Source organism: Pseudomonas sp. B414, from assembly GCF_055408445.1.
Genome location: NZ_JBUZTQ010000031.1, coordinates 40,369 through 57,662, shown reverse-complemented (window position 1 = coordinate 57,662; position 17,294 = coordinate 40,369). Strand labels below are relative to the sequence as shown.

Here is a 17,294-nt window from a genome sequence, read left to right as displayed (position 1 = left end):
AGCTGCCCGAGCTGGAGCTGTAGGAGAAATCTGCTTGCCGGGAAGTTCCTGAAGTTCCTCAAGACGGCGCTGCTGCTCTTCAAGCAGGCGTTCCTGACGATCACGAATCAGGTCCTGATCCCCCGGGGTCGGCAATGAAGCTTCCATGGCAGAAGCCTGCCCCGTGAAGGTGCCGAACATAACCAAAGAGAACAACCTCATCCCGAGGTGAGATACCGACATCCTGACTTCCATCCATGACCCGTTAATCTGGCTAAGGGATTAACTCGCAGGCAAGAGCGTCCGAATGTCCCTGAATGGGTGCAAGTCTTAGGCTTATTAGAAATAAAAGAGTTAGGACGTTTCCGATACTCACTAAGAAAAGTCGCGAATTAATTTCCCGGGAAGACACGAACCACGCAGGATTTTTCTCGCATCCCAAAAAAACCATTATCGAAATTTTCGACCCTTGCTCCCCACGTAAAAGCTCGCAAAAAAGCAGCCAAACAGCAGATTCTGCCGTTCGGCATTTATCAAAAAATGAGTTTGTTCCAGGTTAAAAATGACTGTATAAAAACACAGTACATTTTCAAGCACTGAATCCGCCCTGGAGAATCCCCATGCCACATTCAGCCATGCGCAGTACGTTTGAACGCATCGTCATCAACCAATTCACCCCGCTGCACTGCGCCCAAGCCCGTGTAATGCTGGGCTGGAGTCTCGAGTATCTGAGTGAACAGTCCACCGTTTCAGTACCCGCAATTCAGCGCTTTGAAGCCGGAGAGCCGATACGCGATGTCACTCGACTAGCCCTCGCTTACAGCCTGGAAGCGCAAGGATTGGTGTTCTTCCCCGGGTTTTCTCCCGGCCGCGGGGGTAATGTTCGCGGTACAACGCCAGACCCGATGGGCCGTGAAGATTTTGCCCTGATCGAGTAACAAGGCACGCCTACTGCCCTGGGTGCTGGACCTCAAGCCACCAGGCACGGCCCGAGTGAGGCGTTATCAGGTTGAACGCTTCCCCCATTTGTGGCGTTGTAATGAGCACATTGCGTTGCTCGGCCAATGCCACAATACGGTCAAATGGCTCTGACCAGGCATGGAAGGCCAGGTCAAAGGTGCCATTGTGAATCGGCAATAACCAGCGCCCATTCAGGTCAATATGAGCTTGCAGGCTATGCTCGGGCTGCATGTGCACATGTGGCCAGTCCACGTTGTAGGCGCCTGTCTCCATCAGGGTCAGATCAAAGGGCCCGAACTGCTCGCCGATCCGCTTGAAACCGTCGAAATAGCCTGAATCACCACTGAAGAAAATCCGCACGTCATCGATGATCATCACCCAGGATGCCCAAAGCGTCTGGTTGTGATCAAACAGGCCGCGGCCCGAGAAGTGCTGTGCCGGGGTAGCGATAAAGCGGATACCTGCAAGATGGGTATCCTGCCACCAATCCAGTTGCTGAACCTTGCTGGCCGGCACTCCCCATTTGACAAGCAAGTCACCAACACCCAGCGGCGCCAAAAACTGCTGTGTTTTGGCAGCCAGTTGCAATACGGTTTTTTGGTCCAGGTGGTCGTAGTGGTTATGCGAAAGAATCACCGCCTCCAGGGGTGGAAGCTCATCCAGGCTGATGGGCGGCGCATGAAAGCGCTTGGGGCCAGCCCACTGGAACGGTGAGGCGCGCTCGGCATAGACCGGATCGGTCAACCAGTACTTCCCCCTGAGCTTGAGCAGCAAGGTCGAATGACCCAACCGGTACACGCTGAAATCCGCCGCCTCGGCCAATTGTTCGCGGGTCAATGGCTTGACCGGGATCACGCCCGTTGGGCGTGTGCTCGCAGGTTTTTGGAAAATCATCTTCCAAAAAATGCCCAAGGTTTTACCAAGGCTGGAGGACGGCCTGACGCCGGTATTTAGAAATGCACCTTGATGACGCTCTGCGGGTTTAGACGCCTCTGTACTGCTTGAGTCGAGTGCCATGGCTTGAAGACTCCAGTAAAAAGTGATTAATGCTCTGCTTCCAGGCCGTTTAAAAGGTGATCATCATTCTACTGGTATCAATCGTCATCAGCGCCGCAGATTTGTGCTCGCCTTAAGTAAGCTAATCTAGACCCCATAACTGTTTCAAAAATTTTTCAGAATATGTGCGATGTCTTCTCGACAAGGGTAACCGACCCGCCAACAATCGGCGGGGCAGCACCCGGCAGTAGCCAAAAACCCGGCCCGAACATCTTGCGTAGATAACCATGGACAATAAAAGAGGCAAAGGGTTGTCATTCGCCAAGCGCATTTATGCGCCGCGAGTGATTGGCTCAGGGTTTGGCAGTGTCGGTCTAATGGCCGCCCTCTACCCTCTCGAAAGATCCACTTGGGTGTGGGCGCTACTGCTTATCAATGCGTTTGTATGGCCGCATCTTGCATATCAGTTGTCGTCGCGTGCGACATATCCCTATCGGACAGAGCGGCGCAATATCTTGATTGACTCCCTGTGCGGGGGATTTTGGGCGGGGGTGATTCAGTTCAATCCGCTGCCTACGGTCATCATTGTGTCGATGATGATGATGCACAACGTTGCCGCCGGCGGGCCAAAGCTGCTGTGGCGTGGAGCCCTGGCGCAACTGGCAGGCGCCCTGATTGCGTCACTGCTATTCGGTTTTGCCTTTACGGCCCATACCACCAGCGTGCAAGTCTATGCCTGCGTACCCGTGCTGATTCTTTATCCTTTCGCTGTAGGCATGGTCAGTTATGGGCTGGCAATCACCCTGGCCGAGCATAAACGCACTCTGCGCACCCTTAGCCGTACCGACAGCCTGACCGGGCTGCTGAATCACGGCTCATGGAAAGACCTGCTGCAACTTAGCTACCAGCAGAGCCTGGAGCGTCATTCACCGGCGACGCTGGCGCTGATAGATATCGACCATTTCAAGCAGATCAATGACACCTACGGGCATATCGTCGGTGACAGCGTGTTACGCCAGCTCAGCAAGGAGCTCAAGGACAACTTGCGCGCCGAAGACCTGGCAGGTCGATACGGTGGTGATGAATTCTGCGTCATCCTGCCCAATCGCACCCTGGAACAGGCCCGGGAAATCATGGAGCGGCTGCGCCATGTGTTTGCCAACTATCAACACGCCGACGAGCCTGATCTGTGCGTAAGCCTGAGCATCGGGCTCGCCACGTGCCGCCCCGAATTCCCCCACGCCAGCATGTGGCTGAACGAGGCCGATAAAGCGCTGTATATCGCCAAGAATACGGGGCGCAACAAAATCAGTGTCGGCGCAGCAGACACTCTTCCAGAGTCAGTTCTGAGCAATGGCCCGCTTTAAAAACAGGCTCGCGGGCGCTCCTGCTCAGCTGATACAGCGACGCACAGCCGAAATCTCGGGTACGTCCTGACGCTGCATATACACCCTCAGGGGTTCGGTGATGTTCAGACGGTCATCGATATTCTGATCCAGCAACAACTGAATCAACTCGCGCTTGAGGGTCATGGTGTCTGCGCCATCGGCCTGCCAGACAAATTCGCTGGTAGGCGTGATGTTGTCGTCGGCGACATCCATTCCGAAGGAATCCTCACTGAAACGGACAATGTGCTGGCCTGTCTTACGATTGAAACCAACAAAGCCGTTAAGTAGGTCGGCGGCCTGGCAAATAAGTTGCGAAGTGGTGCGCATGGTAAACCTCACTAACGAGCCCGAAAGGCTCTGGGACGATGGTTTACACGCAAGGTAGAACGCTTGCCCCTCTACTGGGGACGCTGTTAAACCCAAGAGTACTGCACATTTGTAAGAAAAAACGCTTAAAAATAAACATCACACACGTTTGTGTCGGTTTCTCGATAGCAAGCGTGGCGGTCTTATTGTTAAAAAGGCGCCCTCTATTTTTCTGATTGAAAGGAATTCAACCAATGCCTGACACTTTTGGCAAAAACGCCCTGCTGCTGAGCCTTATTCTGGGCTTGGGTGGCGTACAGACTGCTGGCGCGGCCAACACGACCGAGGCAGCACTGGCCAACGCTCATGGCATCCCGCGCCCGGCAGTTATCGCCCACCGCGGCGCATCCTTCGATGCTCCGGAATCAACCGCAGCCGCCTACACCCTCGCACGGGATCTGGGCGCCGACTATCTGGAAATGGACTTGCAGCGCAGCAAGGACGGCGTTTTGTTTGCGCTCCACGACAACAGTTTGTTGCGCACCACCGATGTGGCCAAAAAATTCCCGGAGCGCAAGGACAGCCCGGCCAGCGCCTTTACTCTGGCCGAGCTTAAAACCCTGGATGCTGGCAGCTGGTACAACCAGGCTTACCCGGACCGCGCGCGCCCGTCCTATGTCGGTCTGCCGATTCTGACCCTGGATGAAATCATCGATATCGCCCAAGGCAACCCGCAGCACAAGCCGGGCCTGTACATCGAAACCAAAGAGCCCAAGCAGTTCCCGGGCCTTGAGCATGACCTGAAAAACAAGCTGAGCGAACGCGGCTGGCTGCAACCTGTTGCCTCAACAGAGGTGAAGGGCCAACCACAGGTCGGCCAGGGCAAAGCCCGGGTCATGTTGCAAACCTTTGAGAAAAGCAGCCTTGAGCTGCTGCAAAAAGAAATGCCCGACACGCCGAAAATCCTGCTGTTATGGGTGGGTGAAGGCGGTATGACGCCCAACTCCACACTCAGTTTCGCCGACTCTGGCGAAAAGGATAAGGCCGCCTACTACGCCAAACAACAGCCCAGGGACAAAGCCGAATTTATCCAGTGGCTGGACTTTGCCAAGGCCAATGGCGCCATCGGTACTGGCCCTTCGGCAGCCTTGACCCACGGCGGTGACCAGAGCTACTTCGACCTGATTCAGCCATGGATGAACCAGGCCACCCATGACAGGGGCATGCTGGTACACGTGTACACCCTCGACGCCCCCATAGACTTCAAGAAAGCCATGGACGCAGGGGTCGACGGTATCTTTACCAATCGCGCCAGCGAGTTGCTCAAGTACTACCAGCGTCCAGCGTCACAAAGTGTCAATCAGTTGCTGGAGAAAAATGGCTTCTAAGTCTGCGATTGCGCAACAGGGCGAAATTAAGGATGAGTTAAGTTGCGCCGGTTAATCTGATCCCACTTAAACAGATCAACCCCAAGGGACTAAACATGAAAACACTTAACGTAGTATTCGCCACTGTTGCCCTGGCCCTGACTGCCGGTATTGCCCAGGCCGATGTTCGCCCTGACCATATTCCTGGCCTGATCAAATCGGGTGAAATCACCTCGTTTGAAAAGTTGAATCAAGCAGCGCTGGCAAAGCACCCTGGCGCGACCATTCTCGATACCGAGCTTGACCACTCCTACGGCAAGCTGGTTTACGAAGTTGAACTGCGCGACACCAACGGCGTCAAGTGGGACGTGGATCTCGACGCAAAAACTGCCGAAGTGCTGCAAGACAAACAAGACACTTGAGTTGATTTAAATAAACCGCGCCACTCGATATGAGTGGCGCGGTTTTTTATTGGGCGCCCGCTTATGAATATGTGCCACCTTCAAGCGTTATGGCTAGAATCTACTTTTTAGACACGAGCACTTCCCATGGCAACAGGCGCGGTCGACGATATCGCAACGATTAACCGGATCAGTGCAGTGCCAGCAATGCTTCAGGTTATTGCTGAAATGACCGGCATGCGCTTTGCCGCCGTTGCCCGTGTCACCCAGACAACCTGGACAGCCTGTGCGGTACTCGACAAGTTGGGCTTCGGCTTGCAAGCCGGTGGTGAACTGGATCTGGTCAGTACCTTATGCTTTGAGAGCATGAACTCGCACCTGCCGATCATCATCGACCATGCCAGCGCAGACCCGCTCTACCAAGATCATCACACGCCAAAAATGTACCGTTTCGAGAGCTATATCACGATCCCGGTGTGGCGCACTGACGGTAGTTTTTTCGGCACCCTGTGCGCTCTGGACCCGGAGCCTGCAAGCCTGAGGGGCAGCACCATCCAATCGACAATGGAGTCTTTTGCGCGCCTGCTCTCGCTGCAGATTGACGCCGAAGAAAGTCTGCAGCGTACCGAAACAGAACTGCTCAAAGAGCGCGAAAACGCTGAACTGCGCGAACAGTTTATCGCCGTTATCGGTCATGACTTGCGCAACCCGCTCTTCGCCATCACCACCGCCGCTGAACGCTTGTTACGCAAACACTCCAACCCGCCCGCCGATGTGCTGGTGCAGCATATTCTGAGTTGTGGCAATCGCGCCTCACAGTTGGTGGAGGACGTTCTGGACTTCGCCCGGGGCCGCCTGGGCAGCGGCATCCCTCTCTCCCTCAGGGAGTGCAACGATCTTGACCAGGTATTGAGTCACGTCGTTTCAGAAATTCAAAGCGTGCACCCGAACCGTTTGATCCAGTCAGACATCGAGCCACTCAAAGGCATTCAATGTGACAGTGGCCGTTTGGCCCAACTGCTCTCCAACCTGTTGATCAATGCCATAACCCACGGCTGCCCCAGCGGGGCCGTGCGAGTCACTGCCCTGATACTCAACGGGGTGTTCAGCCTCAGGGTTTACAACCAGGGCAAGCCGATTGCTGCCGAGTTGCTGCCGAACTTGTTCAAGCCTTACTCACGCCCGGCCAACCACACCCCGCAAGCCGGTCTCGGCCTTGGCTTGTACATAGCCAGTCAGATCGCCTTGTCCCACGGCGGCCATCTTGAAGTGGCTTCGAATGAAATACAGGGCACGGTCTTCACCTTCAGCTTGCCGATGATCTGAAGACTGATACGCGAAAAAATCTGTATTTGCATAGGCGATAGGTAGAAACTGACGCGCTGTTCAGTGGTATCTGATGCAAGTATCAGATACTTCCTATTGCGCCTCGACAGAATTCCGATATGAACACCCGCCTCTGCGCTTACGAAGACCTCACACCCCGCCAGCGCGAGCAACTGCGCCAGATTGAGGTCCGACCTGAGCAAATCGCTTTTTGCGGTACTGTCGAGTCTGCCCTGCATTCGTTGCCGACCACACCGCACGCGGGAATCAAAGGGTTGGTGCTACTCAGCGATGAACTGCCGGTGGCCTTTATGCTGCTCAAGCGCGAGCCGCTGCTGGCTCATTGGGCTGAAGCTGGCAGTGCCACCTTGCATGCCTTGCAGGTCGATAGCCGGGTTCAGGCCCAGGGCCTGGGCAAGGCCTGCTTGCGCGATCTGCCCCGGGCCATTTATCAGTTCTGGCCCGGGATCACTCAGTTGATGCTTTCAGTCAGCCCGTTCAACACCAACGCCCTGGCTTTTTACCTGAGCCAGGGCTGGGTCGAGCGAGGCGAGGCCTATCGGGGCGAACGGCGTCTGGTGCTATCTCTGGTGTCTGAGCCACTGCCCCACCTGCAAGCTGGCTAGGCAGCCTTTTTGACTGGCAACCAGATCTCTACTAGCCCCGTGCCAGCATCCGGATTGAAATCTGCGCTGTAACGCTCAAACTCGGGCGCGTCAACGGCTTCGTAGCCTGACTGCGGCAGCCACTCCTTCCAGATCGCCTGAAAAGTCTGTGCAAGGGTGTCCAGTGGCCCGCGGTGCTCGAAGACCGCGTATGACTGCTCTTGCAGCTCAATCCAGCGAAAGCGCTCGGGCAGGTCGTCCAGCTTGCTGATGGCCACACCGGCAATATATTCAAACCCGCCCTCACCATCGGGATTACAACACACACCATAGGCTTCTTCGCCTAACTGGCTAGGTACCTTTCCCAGCTCCGGGAGGAATGTGTCCCATAGCTGTGGAATTCGACCTGCGGACTCTTGAGTGAAACGACCACCAAAACCTGCGATCAGTTGAAACGGACCTTTGGTAAATCGCGGCGCTGCCAGTTCGAACTTTTTTATCTGATCCATGGGGCATACTCGATGGAGTAAGTAGGAAACCTAGCTGCTTAGTATAGGAACAAAAACACAACCGGGTCGGATGAGCGAAAAATAGACACTTCCCCCATCTAGACAAAAGGCCATCACCGCCCGTATTGTTTTGCCCAGACCACCGCAGTGGTCAACGTCGCTCGGACGGTTCCGGGCGCTTACGTATCAGAGGCACACATGGCTGACCAAGGTTCGCCGCGCCGCTTTGCGCGCATAGATCGACTCCCCCCTTACGTTTTCAATATCACTGCTGAGCTGAAGATGGCCGCCCGACGCCGTGGCGAAGACATTATCGACTTCAGCATGGGCAACCCTGACGGCCCTACGCCTCCCCATATCGTCGAAAAACTCTGCACGGTCGCACAGCGTGAAGACACGCATGGCTACTCGACTTCGCGTGGCATTCCACGTCTGCGCCGGGCCATTTCTCGCTGGTATGCCGACCGTTACAACGTTGAGATCGACCCCGAACACGAAGCCATTGTCACCATCGGCTCCAAGGAAGGCCTGGCGCACTTGATGCTCGCCACCCTGGACCAGGGCGATACCGTATTGGTGCCCAACCCCAGCTACCCGATTCACATCTATGGTGCCGTGATTGCCGGCGCCCAGGTGCGTTCGGTACCGCTGATCCCCGGCGTGGACTTTTTTGCCGAACTGGAAAAAGCCATTCGCGGCTCGATCCCCAAGCCAAAAATGATGATCCTGGGCTTCCCGTCCAACCCCACGGCGCAGTGCGTCGAGCTGGATTTCTTCGAGCGCGTGGTGGCCCTGGCCAAACAGTACGATGTGCTGGTGGTTCACGATCTGGCCTACGCCGATATCGTCTATGACGGCTGGAAAGCGCCTTCGATCATGCAAGTGCCGGGTGCCAAGGACATTGCCGTGGAATTCTTCACCCTGTCCAAAAGCTACAACATGGCCGGCTGGCGCATTGGTTTTATGGTGGGCAATCCGGAATTGGTCAATGCCCTGGCGCGGATCAAGAGTTACCACGACTACGGCACCTTCACCCCGCTGCAAGTGGCGGCGATTGCCGCGCTCGAAGGCGACCAGCAGTGCGTCAAGGATATTGCCGAGCAGTATCGCCAGCGCCGTAACGTGATCGTCAAAGGGCTGCACGAACTGGGTTGGATGGTCGAAAACCCGAAAGCCTCGATGTATATCTGGGCCAAGATCCCCGAGCATTACGCCCACCTGGGCTCACTGGAATTCGCCAAGAAGCTGCTGGCAGATGCCAAGGTCTGTGTGTCGCCAGGGGTAGGATTTGGTGAATATGGTGACGACCATGTGCGCTTTGCCCTGATTGAAAACCAGGATCGTATCCGTCAGGCGCTACGCGGGATTCGCGCCATGTTCCGCGCCGATGGCTTCAGCGCTGGCTAAATCAGCCGCCCATGTGGGAGCGGGCTTACTCGCGACAGGAACTCTGCGGTGCCTCAGTGAAACCGCGTCGATCCAATCGCGAGCAAGCCCGCTCCCACAGGTTCAGGTGTCAGTAGCGCTTAAACGACCAGCGACAGCAGCAGAATAAAGATCAAGCCTACAACCGACAGGATGGTTTCCATCGCAGTCCAGGTCTTGAAGGTTTCAGCCACGGTCATGTTGAAGTACTGCTTCACCAGCCAGAAACCCGCATCGTTGACGTGAGACAGGATCAACGAGCCAGCACCGGTAGCCAGTACCAGCAGCTCACGATTCACTCCCGGAATCATGTCCACCACCGGCAACACAATCCCCGCCCCGGTAATGGTCGCCACGGTCGCAGAACCTGTAGCGATACGAATCACTGCGGCCACCAGCCAGGCCAGCAGAATCGGCGAGATTTGCGCGTTCACCGCCATATGGCCGATCACGTCACCTACACCGCTGGCTACCAGCATCTGCTTGAAACCACCGCCCGCACCGATGATCAGGATGATCGCCGCGGTAGGGGCCAGGCTTGCGTCCAGCAGTTTGAGGATGCGCTTGGAATCGATACCCTGACGCGCGCCAAAGGTGTACAGCGCCAGCAGCAGGGCCAGTAACAGGGCACTGATCGGGTGACCGACCATGTCCATCCACACCCGGAACACGTTGCCATCGGGCAGTGCTACGTCGGCAAAGGTCTTGAGCAGCATCAGGAACACCGGCAACAGCACGGTGATCAAGGTGATGGAGAAACTTGGCAGGGTGCTCGATTCCGGCTCGCTTGCCAACTGATCCATCAGCTCTTCAGAAGCATGGCCGGGGATGTATTTGGCAATAAAAGTACCGTAAATCGGACCCGCGATAATCGCGGTGGGCAGAGCAACGATCAGACCGTACAAAATGGTCTTGCCGATATCAGCACCAAATACGCCAATGGCCAGCAGCGGTCCCGGGTGCGGTGGCACCAGCCCGTGTACCGCCGACAAACCGGCGAGCAACGGAATACCGATTTTGATGATCGACACGCCGGTACGGCGCGCAACGATAAACACCAGCGGGATCAGCAGCACAAAGCCGATTTCAAAGAACAACGGAATGCCGACCAGGAATGCGGCAAACATCATTGCCCATTGCACCCGCTCCTTGCCGAAAGCGCGGATCAGCGTGCGGGCAATCTGGTCTGCGCCACCGGAGTCAGCCATCATTTTGCCAAGCATGGTGCCCAGCGCCAGGATGATCCCAACAAAGCCCAGCACCCCACCAAAACCGTCCTGGAACGATTTGATGATCAGGTTGGCTGGCATACCGGCCGTCAGGCCCAGAAACGCAGAAGCGATGATCAAGGCAATAAAGGGGTGCAGCTTGAATCGGGTGATCAGTACGATCAGGCCGATAATGGTCACCACCGCATCAAGCAGCAGAAACGTATTGTGGGACATGCCTAGCATGGGGCGTCTCCTGCCTTTTTGTTGTTATCAAGTACGTATGTGCCGCTACGGCCGAGGCAGGTAGCGCTATCTGTTTGAAACAACATCATGAAGTTGCCATTACCGTCTGCTCACACCACCAGTCTCGGGCAGCGCTCGCCAGTTGTTTTACGTTCATTTCAGCGGCGTTCAAGGTCAGCACCAATGCTTCATTGGTTGGCGACTCGAGCGCAGCGAACTGGCTGTCGATCAGTGTCTTGGGCATAAAGTGCCCCGGACGATCGCCCACTCGAGCAGCAGCAACCTCGGGGGTCAGCTCAAGGAATACAAAGCCCAAACCGTCTACCGCACTGCGCAGGCGCTCGCGATAACGCAGTTTTAGCGCCGAACAGGTCAGGACCGGACGCTGGCCATTAGCAATCGCATGACGCAATTCATCGCACAGGCTGTCTAACCAGCCGGCACGATCTTCATCGGTCAAGGGAATACCGGCGCTCATCTTGTCGATATTGGCCGCAGGGTGAAACGCATCGCCTTCAATCGGGGTTGCACCATTGAGCTGGCACAGAGCCTGGCTCACGCTGGACTTGCCGCAGCCGGCAACACCCATGATGACCAGAGCAGTGATAGGTTGACTCATGAAACACCTCAGTCCGTAGACAGCGCTGTCTTTGTTCATGCGTTCAATACTTGAAAGCAAAGCACAAAGCCTAGGCTACCGACGTCTATTTCTCATTTTTATGGGGAGACGCGGTGACGCTCTCAACATACAAAGCTGGGGTAACTGATTTACACGCAATCAGGCAATTGCAGGGTCCTCAGGACAGCGCTACCTTAGTGACTTGTTTTTTGTTTGGCAAGCCGCCCTGATGACCACCTCCAAAAACGATAAAAACACCCGAACCACGGGTCGCCCAACCCTTAATGAAGTTGCCCGCCTTGCGGGGGTCAGCCCGATCACTGCCTCGCGTGCATTACGCGGTATCAGCAGCGTCGCCACCGAGCTCGCCGAGAAAGTGCGCGTAGCCGCTGACGAGCTCAATTATGTGGTCAACCCGGCTGCCCGGGCACTGGCTTCGGCGCAGAGCCACTCGGTTGTGGTGCTGGTGCCTTCATTGTCCAACCTGCTGTTTATCGACACCCTCGAAGCCATCCATGACGTATTGCGCCCCCGGGGGTTTGAAGTACTGATCGGTAACTTTCACTACTCGCGCGATGAAGAAGAAAACCTGTTGCGCAACTATATGGCTTACCAACCACGGGGCCTGCTGCTGACCGGCTTTGACCGCTCCGAAAGCTCACGACGGATGATCGAGACCAGCAATGTGCCCTGTGTGTACATGATGGAGCTGGATGCCGCAGAGGGCGTCAACTGTGTCGGTTTTTCGCAGTTGCAGGCAGGTGAAACCGCTGCCCGCCACCTGATCTCCCGTGGCCGTCGACGCCTGGCTTATATCGGCGCCCAGCTTGATCAGCGCACGCTGTTGCGTGGCGAGGGTTATCGTCGTGCCCTGCAGGAAGCCGGGCTGTACAACCCGGATCTGGAAGTGCTGACACCGCGCCCGTCCTCCGTGGGCCTTGGCGGTGAGCTGTTCCTGCAATTGCTTGCCAGCCACCCGCAAGTGGACGCGATTTTCTTCGGCAACGATGACCTTGCCCAGGGAGCGCTGCTGGAAGCTGCACGCATTGGCATTAAAATCCCTGAGCAAATTGCCGTATTGGGCTTTAACGACCTGCCGTCGTCGGAATTTATGGTGCCGCGCTTAAGCAGCATTCGCACACCTCGCGAAGCCATTGGCCGTCGCGCAGCCGAGCAGATGCTCACGCTGATGGCTGGCAACAAAGTCGCCAACCCGGTGCAGGACATGGGGTTTGAGCTGATGGTGCGTGAGAGCAGTTAAGCACGGACTAGCCTGGCCTTACCCATGCGGCAATGACAGGAGAGGATAAGTACGGGAGCGGGCCTGCCAGCGATACAGGCGCCACCGTATATCTGGCTAACCGCGGTGATGCCATCGCGGGCAAGCCCGGCTCCCACACTTTAATAGTCGTACTCAAAATCAATGCAGTTGCAACGTTGAGTTGAACTGGCTGATGGCATCGACTACATGCCGAGAGCCTTGCTGGATTTCCAGGATGGCTTCCCCTGCCTCATTGGCCAACGAAACCCCAAGGCCGGTTCGGCTCAGGCTCGACTGCATGCTGGTGACCGCACTGAGCGACAGGTCATGATTTTTGCGCACCACTTCGACAATTTCCAGGGTGGCCGCACTGGTACGCGCCGCCAGGCTGCGGACTTCATCCGCCACCACGGCAAAACCGCGACCATGCTCACCCGCCCGCGCCGCCTCGATTGCAGCATTGAGCGCGAGTAAATTGGTTTGATCGGCAATGCCGCGAATGGTCTGCACAATCTTGCCAATGCTGTCCGACTGCTTGCTCACTGCATCAATGCTTTGTGCCGCTTCGTTGAGGTCCCTGGAAATGGCTTCGATGATTTGCACGGTTTGCTGAACCACCTGCGAACCTTTCTGCGCACAGGCGTCGTTTTGTACCGAGGTGCTGTGGGCCGATTCGGCTGCGGTTTGCAGGTTGGTGACTTGGGCGGTGATATCGCTGGCGAACTTCACCACTTTGTACAGACGGCCCTTGGCATCGAAAATCGGGTTATAGGAGGCTTCGAGAAAAACCGTATGCCCATATTTATCGACGCGCTCAAACCGCCGGGAATGAAATTCGCCGCGATTGAGCGAAGCCCAAAACGCCTTGTACCCGGTTGACTCGGCCTCACTTCGCCGACAGAACATGCCGTGGTGCTGGCCGACAATTTCGCTCAGAGCGTAATGCATAGTGTCGAGAAAGTTCTGGTTGGCATTGATCACCCGGCCATCCGGTGAAAACTCGATCACAGCCATGGAGCGGCCCAGGGCATTCACGATGCTCTGGTTTTCATGTTCTTTATTGATGCGATCGGTGATATCCGAGGCTACCTTGATCACCCGAGTCACTTGCTGGTCTGCCCCGACAATAGGCATATAACAGGCCTCCAGCCATACCTCGCGCCCCGCTTTGTCGAGCCGCGAGAAAGTGCCGGTCAATGGCTCGCCGTGGGCCAGGTCACTCCAGAAATGGCTGTATTCGCTGCTTTTAACGTAAGCCTGCTCGCAAAAGAGCCGATGATGCTTGCCCCGAATTTCGTCGGCTGAATAGCCCATTACCCGACAAAAGTTTTCATTGGCCTCCAGGATGGTGCCATCAGGGGCAAACTCAATAATCGCCATCGACCGGCTGATGGCCTGCACTTTGGCAGCCATGTCATTTAATGAGCCATTAAGGCGCTGATTCTCAAGCAGGTCGGCTTTGCGATGGGAGTTGAACATGGCTGATTACCTGGAGGTGCTGTCTATTGATAATTCAAAAGTTTCAAGACACACAAACCACCTGCGCTTTTAACTCTTAACGTTAGAGCTGTACGCACTTCGAGGGATTAAGCACACATCGCTCAGGCCCCATGAACATGGAGCATAGACAGTCAAATAACACACGCAAGCAAAAGGCCATCAGCCTGCGACGAAATGCTCAGGCTGGTGAAAAATATCAAAAGGGGGATGTTCGGCTGTTAGAAACGGTGCAGGGGCCCGTGAACCAAGCCCCCGGCAATTTAATTAATGCCCAAACAGCCCGGCATCAGACTTTTTGGATTTTTTATCAGCGCGTTTTTCATCGGCAGTTTTGGCCGGTTTCTTTTTTGCTGCTTTTTTTGAATCCATACCTTTAGCCATGTTCTGCGCTCCAGAGTGCAGGAATATAAACTCAGGTATAGCACTGTTATGGCACCAACAATTATTTAAAACCTGTTATGCAAAATAATAGCGATAAATTCCGATTTTAATTTCGAATAAATCTCAACAACAAATATCGGCAACGGCACAAATCCCCATCCCTGTTTGTTTATACTGCGCCCCCCTACCCTAAGCCTGTGGACTTATGACTGCCATTGTTTACGCCCCGCTTGAAGCGCCTTTATGGCCGTTGATGAACAAGTTTTACCGTGCTCACCAGTCGTCAATGAAAGCGGTCAAGGACGCGCAATTGTGGGTAGCCCGTCAGGAGGACATTGTTGCGGGGTTGTGCTTGCGGCCGATGGCACAGGGCTACTGGCTGACCGGGCTGTTTGTTGCGCCAGCGCAGCGCAAGCAAGGCATCGCTGGCGAACTGGTCAGGCGTGCAGTGGCGAGCAGAGATGGACCGGTCTGGTTGTTCTGTGACCCTGAACTGCAAGGCTTCTATGAAAGCCTGGGGTTCAGCCTGGATGTAGACTTGCCCCACGCCCTGCATGAACGGCTGGTACGCTATCAACGCAACAAGGCGATGATAGCGATGGGCACTACTCTTTAGTGCCTGGCTCCAGCTCAGGAAACAGCACCTCGATAAAGCCGAACTTGCTGAAGTCCTTGATCCGTGACGGATACAGACGACCGATCAGGTGATCGCATTCATGCTGCACCACCCGCGCATGAAAACCTTCGGCCTCGCGTACGATCGGCTCACCTTTTGGGGTAAAGCCTTCGTAGCGGATCCTCTGGAAACGCTCTACAACCCCGCGCAGGCCAGGCACTGACAGGCAACCCTCCCAGTCCTCCTCAAGCGCCGGACTAAGAGGCGTAATCAGCGGATTGATCAGGATGGTCTGCGGTACGGCTTCAGCATCCGGGTAACGCTCACTGTGCTCGAAACCAAAGATGACCAGTTGCAGATCAACACCGATCTGCGGGGCGGCCAACCCGACACCGCCGGCATGCTCCATGGTCTGCAGCATGTCGTCGATCAACTGCCAGAGCTCTGGCGTGTCGAACATCTCATCCGGCACCGGCTGGGCCACACGCAGTAAACGCTCGTCGCCCATTTTCAGGATTTCACGAATCATGGTCAGTTTTCATCAGAAGTGGGTTTAAGGGAATGGTCGCGGCCAAGGCCGGAGACATGCTGCTTGGGATCAGGGTCGTCAGATTCATCGAACGTCTTCTCACCCGGGTTCTTGCCTTCTGCCGACATATGTTCGATCACGGCATTCATTTCCGCCCCCAGCAACAACACGGCAGACGAAATATAGAAGTACAGCAACAGCACGATGATTGCGCCGATACTGCCATACATGGCGTTGTAGTCGGCGAAGGTTTTGACATAAAAGGCAAAACCCAATGACGCAATAATCCACACCACCACCGCGAGCACCGAACCCGGGGTAATAAAGCGAAATTTCTGCTCTACATCGGGCGTTACGTAATAGATCAGTGCCACAGCCACCATCATCAACAGGATGATTACCGGCCAGCGCAGGATGGTCCACAGCGTCACCACAAAGTCTTCAAGCCCCACCTGCCCCGCCAGCCAGCTCATCACCTGTGGCCCGAGCACCATCAGCGCAGCGGCGACCAGCAGCATGCCGGCAATGCCGATGGTGTAAAAAATCGACAGCGGAAAACGCTTCCAGACAGGCCGCCCTTCAACTACGTCATAGGCGGCATTCATCGCGCTCATCATCAGACGCACGCCAGCCGACGCGGTCCATAACGCAATCACGATACCCACTGACAGCAAGCCGCCTTTGGATTGCTGTAACTGATCGATCACCGGGTTGACCTGTTCCAGCGCCTGTGGCGGCAGCACCAGTTCGGACTGCAGGCGCAACCAGGTAAAAAAGTCGGGCAGGTGCAAAAAGCCGATCAACGCGATCAGAAACAGAATGAAGGGGAATAACGAAAACAGCATCTGATAGGCCAACGCCGAAGCATAGGTCGACATTTCATCGTCGATAAATTCCTTTACCGTACGGATCAAGACTTTGCCCAAAGGCAGGCCGTTCAAGCCTGGAAAAAGCATAGCGTCTCCTTTCGCCGCTGAGTTATTGAAATCACACGCCTCCAAGCGAAGGGTTTTACCTAAAAGTAGCCCAATTGGCGACTTTGAAAGCACTTGATCACCAAACCGGTGAAAAGGCCACCCATGGTAGACCAGCCTGCCCCGCATCGAGTTTCATTAATTTGTACCCAACATTTCGTCGTTCATTGCAGGTTGGGCTTTATGTTTGCCCGCTAACCCCCGAGAATACACGACGTATTCAGGCTATGGCGCTGAAGATCCGCAATTGTAGGAAGGTTATGAAACTCGATAAAAAGCTGGCTATTGCCCGCAGAAACCAGGAACTCGGCGGCGCGGTACTCGGCGTCAACAACTGCCATTTCGCCGCACTGAACACCAACAAGAACATCTGGTGGTTCGATATTCCGTTGGCCCGTCTGGCTGTCGGCCAGTACGAATGGGTGCATCTGTTGCTGCACACCCCGAACACCGACGAATTGTTGCACCTGAAGGTGACCACTGCATTTTTGCGTGAAAAGCGCGAAGGCATGGTAGTACGTGCGACGCACAAGCGTACGCCGACCATGAGCCTTGAGCTGAGCGCAGACAAGGACTCTTACCTGCAGGACGTACGCCCGACAGGTACAGGCGTAAATTTCGCGCAGTTTATGCTGTAGTCGCTGCCGAAGGCTGCGAAGGGTCGCACAGCAACCTTGACTCACTTGATAGACCGCGCT

General features: G+C 55.5%; 17 protein-coding genes and 3 pseudogenes. 10 read left to right on the top strand and 10 right to left on the bottom strand.

All coding sequences use genetic code 11. The features are described from left to right. Window positions 1–180, bottom strand: a pseudogene (locus ACZRMH_RS20780) (ShlB/FhaC/HecB family hemolysin secretion/activation protein); the annotation flags it as partial. 419 nt (window positions 181–599) lie between these two features. Between ACZRMH_RS20780 and ACZRMH_RS20775 the strand changes: the two are divergent. Continuing rightward, a complete protein-coding gene (locus ACZRMH_RS20775) occupies window positions 600–917 on the top strand; it encodes a helix-turn-helix domain-containing protein (protein ID WP_464015051.1) in 318 nt (105 codons plus the stop codon). A gap of 10 nt (window positions 918–927) precedes the next feature. Here ACZRMH_RS20775 and ACZRMH_RS20770 read toward each other — a convergent pair whose 3' ends face one another. Next, window positions 928–1,956, bottom strand: coding sequence for an MBL fold metallo-hydrolase (locus ACZRMH_RS20770; RefSeq protein ID WP_464015050.1), 1,029 nt, complete (start codon window positions 1,954–1,956; stop codon window positions 928–930). Window positions 1,957–2,222: 266 nt separating this feature from the next. Between ACZRMH_RS20770 and ACZRMH_RS20765 the strand changes: the two genes are divergently transcribed. Next, window positions 2,223–3,302 (top strand): diguanylate cyclase, encoded by a 1,080-nt coding sequence (locus ACZRMH_RS20765; RefSeq protein WP_464015049.1) that lies wholly within the window; start codon window positions 2,223–2,225, stop codon window positions 3,300–3,302. Between the two features lie 24 nt (window positions 3,303–3,326). Here the strand turns inward: ACZRMH_RS20765 and ACZRMH_RS20760 are convergent, their stop codons facing one another. After that, complete coding sequence (locus ACZRMH_RS20760; RefSeq protein ID WP_464015048.1) at window positions 3,327–3,650, bottom strand: DUF2025 family protein; 324 nt, start codon at window positions 3,648–3,650, stop codon at window positions 3,327–3,329. A 233-nt stretch (window positions 3,651–3,883) separates the two neighbouring features. Here ACZRMH_RS20760 and ACZRMH_RS20755 point away from each other — a divergent pair, with 233 nt between their 5' ends. From ACZRMH_RS20755 to ACZRMH_RS20740, 4 genes are all read left to right on the top strand, one after another. Next, window positions 3,884–5,017 (top strand): glycerophosphodiester phosphodiesterase, encoded by a 1,134-nt coding sequence (locus ACZRMH_RS20755; RefSeq protein ID WP_464015047.1) that lies wholly within the window; start codon window positions 3,884–3,886, stop codon window positions 5,015–5,017. A gap of 95 nt (window positions 5,018–5,112) precedes the next feature. Next, window positions 5,113–5,418 (top strand): PepSY domain-containing protein, encoded by a 306-nt coding sequence (locus ACZRMH_RS20750; protein WP_464015046.1) that lies wholly within the window; start codon window positions 5,113–5,115, stop codon window positions 5,416–5,418. Between the two features lie 126 nt (window positions 5,419–5,544). After that, window positions 5,545–6,723 (top strand): GAF domain-containing sensor histidine kinase, encoded by a 1,179-nt coding sequence (locus tag ACZRMH_RS20745; RefSeq protein ID WP_464015045.1) that lies wholly within the window; start codon window positions 5,545–5,547, stop codon window positions 6,721–6,723. Between the two features lie 119 nt (window positions 6,724–6,842). After that, window positions 6,843–7,349 carry a GNAT family N-acetyltransferase gene (locus ACZRMH_RS20740; protein ID WP_464015044.1) on the top strand — a complete coding sequence of 169 codons (507 nt, stop codon included), beginning with the start codon at window positions 6,843–6,845 and terminating at the stop codon, window positions 7,347–7,349. Here the strand turns inward: ACZRMH_RS20740 and ACZRMH_RS20735 are convergent. Next, complete coding sequence (locus ACZRMH_RS20735) at window positions 7,346–7,837, bottom strand: GyrI-like domain-containing protein (RefSeq protein WP_464015043.1); 492 nt, start codon at window positions 7,835–7,837, stop codon at window positions 7,346–7,348. The genes ACZRMH_RS20740 and ACZRMH_RS20735 overlap by 4 nt on opposite strands. Window positions 7,838–8,035: 198 nt before the next feature. On the opposite strand from ACZRMH_RS20735, the gene alaC reads away from it, so the two are divergent. Then, on the top strand, window positions 8,036–9,244 hold the full coding sequence (gene alaC / locus ACZRMH_RS20730; protein ID WP_464015042.1) for an alanine transaminase: 1,209 nt from the start codon (window positions 8,036–8,038) through the stop codon (window positions 9,242–9,244). A gap of 119 nt (window positions 9,245–9,363) precedes the next feature. On the opposite strand, the gene ACZRMH_RS20725 is transcribed toward alaC, so the two are convergent. After that, complete coding sequence (locus ACZRMH_RS20725) at window positions 9,364–10,716, bottom strand: GntP family permease (protein WP_464015041.1); 1,353 nt, start codon at window positions 10,714–10,716, stop codon at window positions 9,364–9,366. An 85-nt stretch (window positions 10,717–10,801) separates the two neighbouring features. Continuing rightward, entirely contained in the window at window positions 10,802–11,335 is a 534-nt protein-coding gene (locus ACZRMH_RS20720; protein ID WP_464015040.1) for a gluconokinase, read from the bottom strand. Window positions 11,336–11,564: 229 nt separating this feature from the next. On the opposite strand from ACZRMH_RS20720, the gene gntR reads away from it, so the two are divergent. Further along, window positions 11,565–12,596, top strand: a complete 1,032-nt coding sequence (gene gntR, locus ACZRMH_RS20715; protein WP_464015039.1) for an HTH-type transcriptional regulator GntR — start codon at window positions 11,565–11,567, stop codon at window positions 12,594–12,596. A gap of 159 nt (window positions 12,597–12,755) precedes the next feature. Here gntR and ACZRMH_RS20710 read toward each other — a convergent pair. Both ACZRMH_RS20710 and ACZRMH_RS20705 read right to left on the bottom strand, forming a co-directional pair. Then, a pseudogene (locus ACZRMH_RS20710) lies at window positions 12,756–13,184 on the bottom strand (methyl-accepting chemotaxis protein); the annotation flags it as partial. 120 nt (window positions 13,185–13,304) lie between these two features. Next, window positions 13,305–13,976: pseudogene (locus ACZRMH_RS20705) on the bottom strand (PAS domain-containing protein); the annotation flags it as partial. Window positions 13,977–14,682: 706 nt separating this feature from the next. Here ACZRMH_RS20705 and ACZRMH_RS20700 point away from each other — a divergent pair. Then, window positions 14,683–15,093: a GNAT family N-acetyltransferase gene (locus tag ACZRMH_RS20700; RefSeq protein WP_464015038.1), complete on the top strand. Its 411-nt coding sequence runs from the start codon at window positions 14,683–14,685 to the stop codon at window positions 15,091–15,093. On the opposite strand, the gene def is transcribed toward ACZRMH_RS20700, so the two are convergent. Both def and ACZRMH_RS20690 read right to left on the bottom strand, forming a co-directional pair. Further along, on the bottom strand, window positions 15,083–15,622 hold the full coding sequence (def, locus tag ACZRMH_RS20695; protein ID WP_464015037.1) for a peptide deformylase: 540 nt from the start codon (window positions 15,620–15,622) through the stop codon (window positions 15,083–15,085). The genes ACZRMH_RS20700 and def overlap by 11 nt on opposite strands. A gap of 2 nt (window positions 15,623–15,624) precedes the next feature. Beyond that, on the bottom strand, window positions 15,625–16,578 hold the full coding sequence (locus ACZRMH_RS20690) for a YihY/virulence factor BrkB family protein (RefSeq protein WP_464015036.1): 954 nt from the start codon (window positions 16,576–16,578) through the stop codon (window positions 15,625–15,627). A gap of 278 nt (window positions 16,579–16,856) precedes the next feature. On the opposite strand from ACZRMH_RS20690, the gene ACZRMH_RS20685 reads away from it, so the two are divergent. Next, the gene (locus tag ACZRMH_RS20685; RefSeq protein WP_464015035.1) at window positions 16,857–17,234 is read left to right on the top strand and encodes a hypothetical protein; all 378 of its coding nucleotides are present in this window, start codon (window positions 16,857–16,859) and stop codon (window positions 17,232–17,234) included. The last annotated feature ends 60 nt before the right edge of the window (window positions 17,235–17,294 follow it).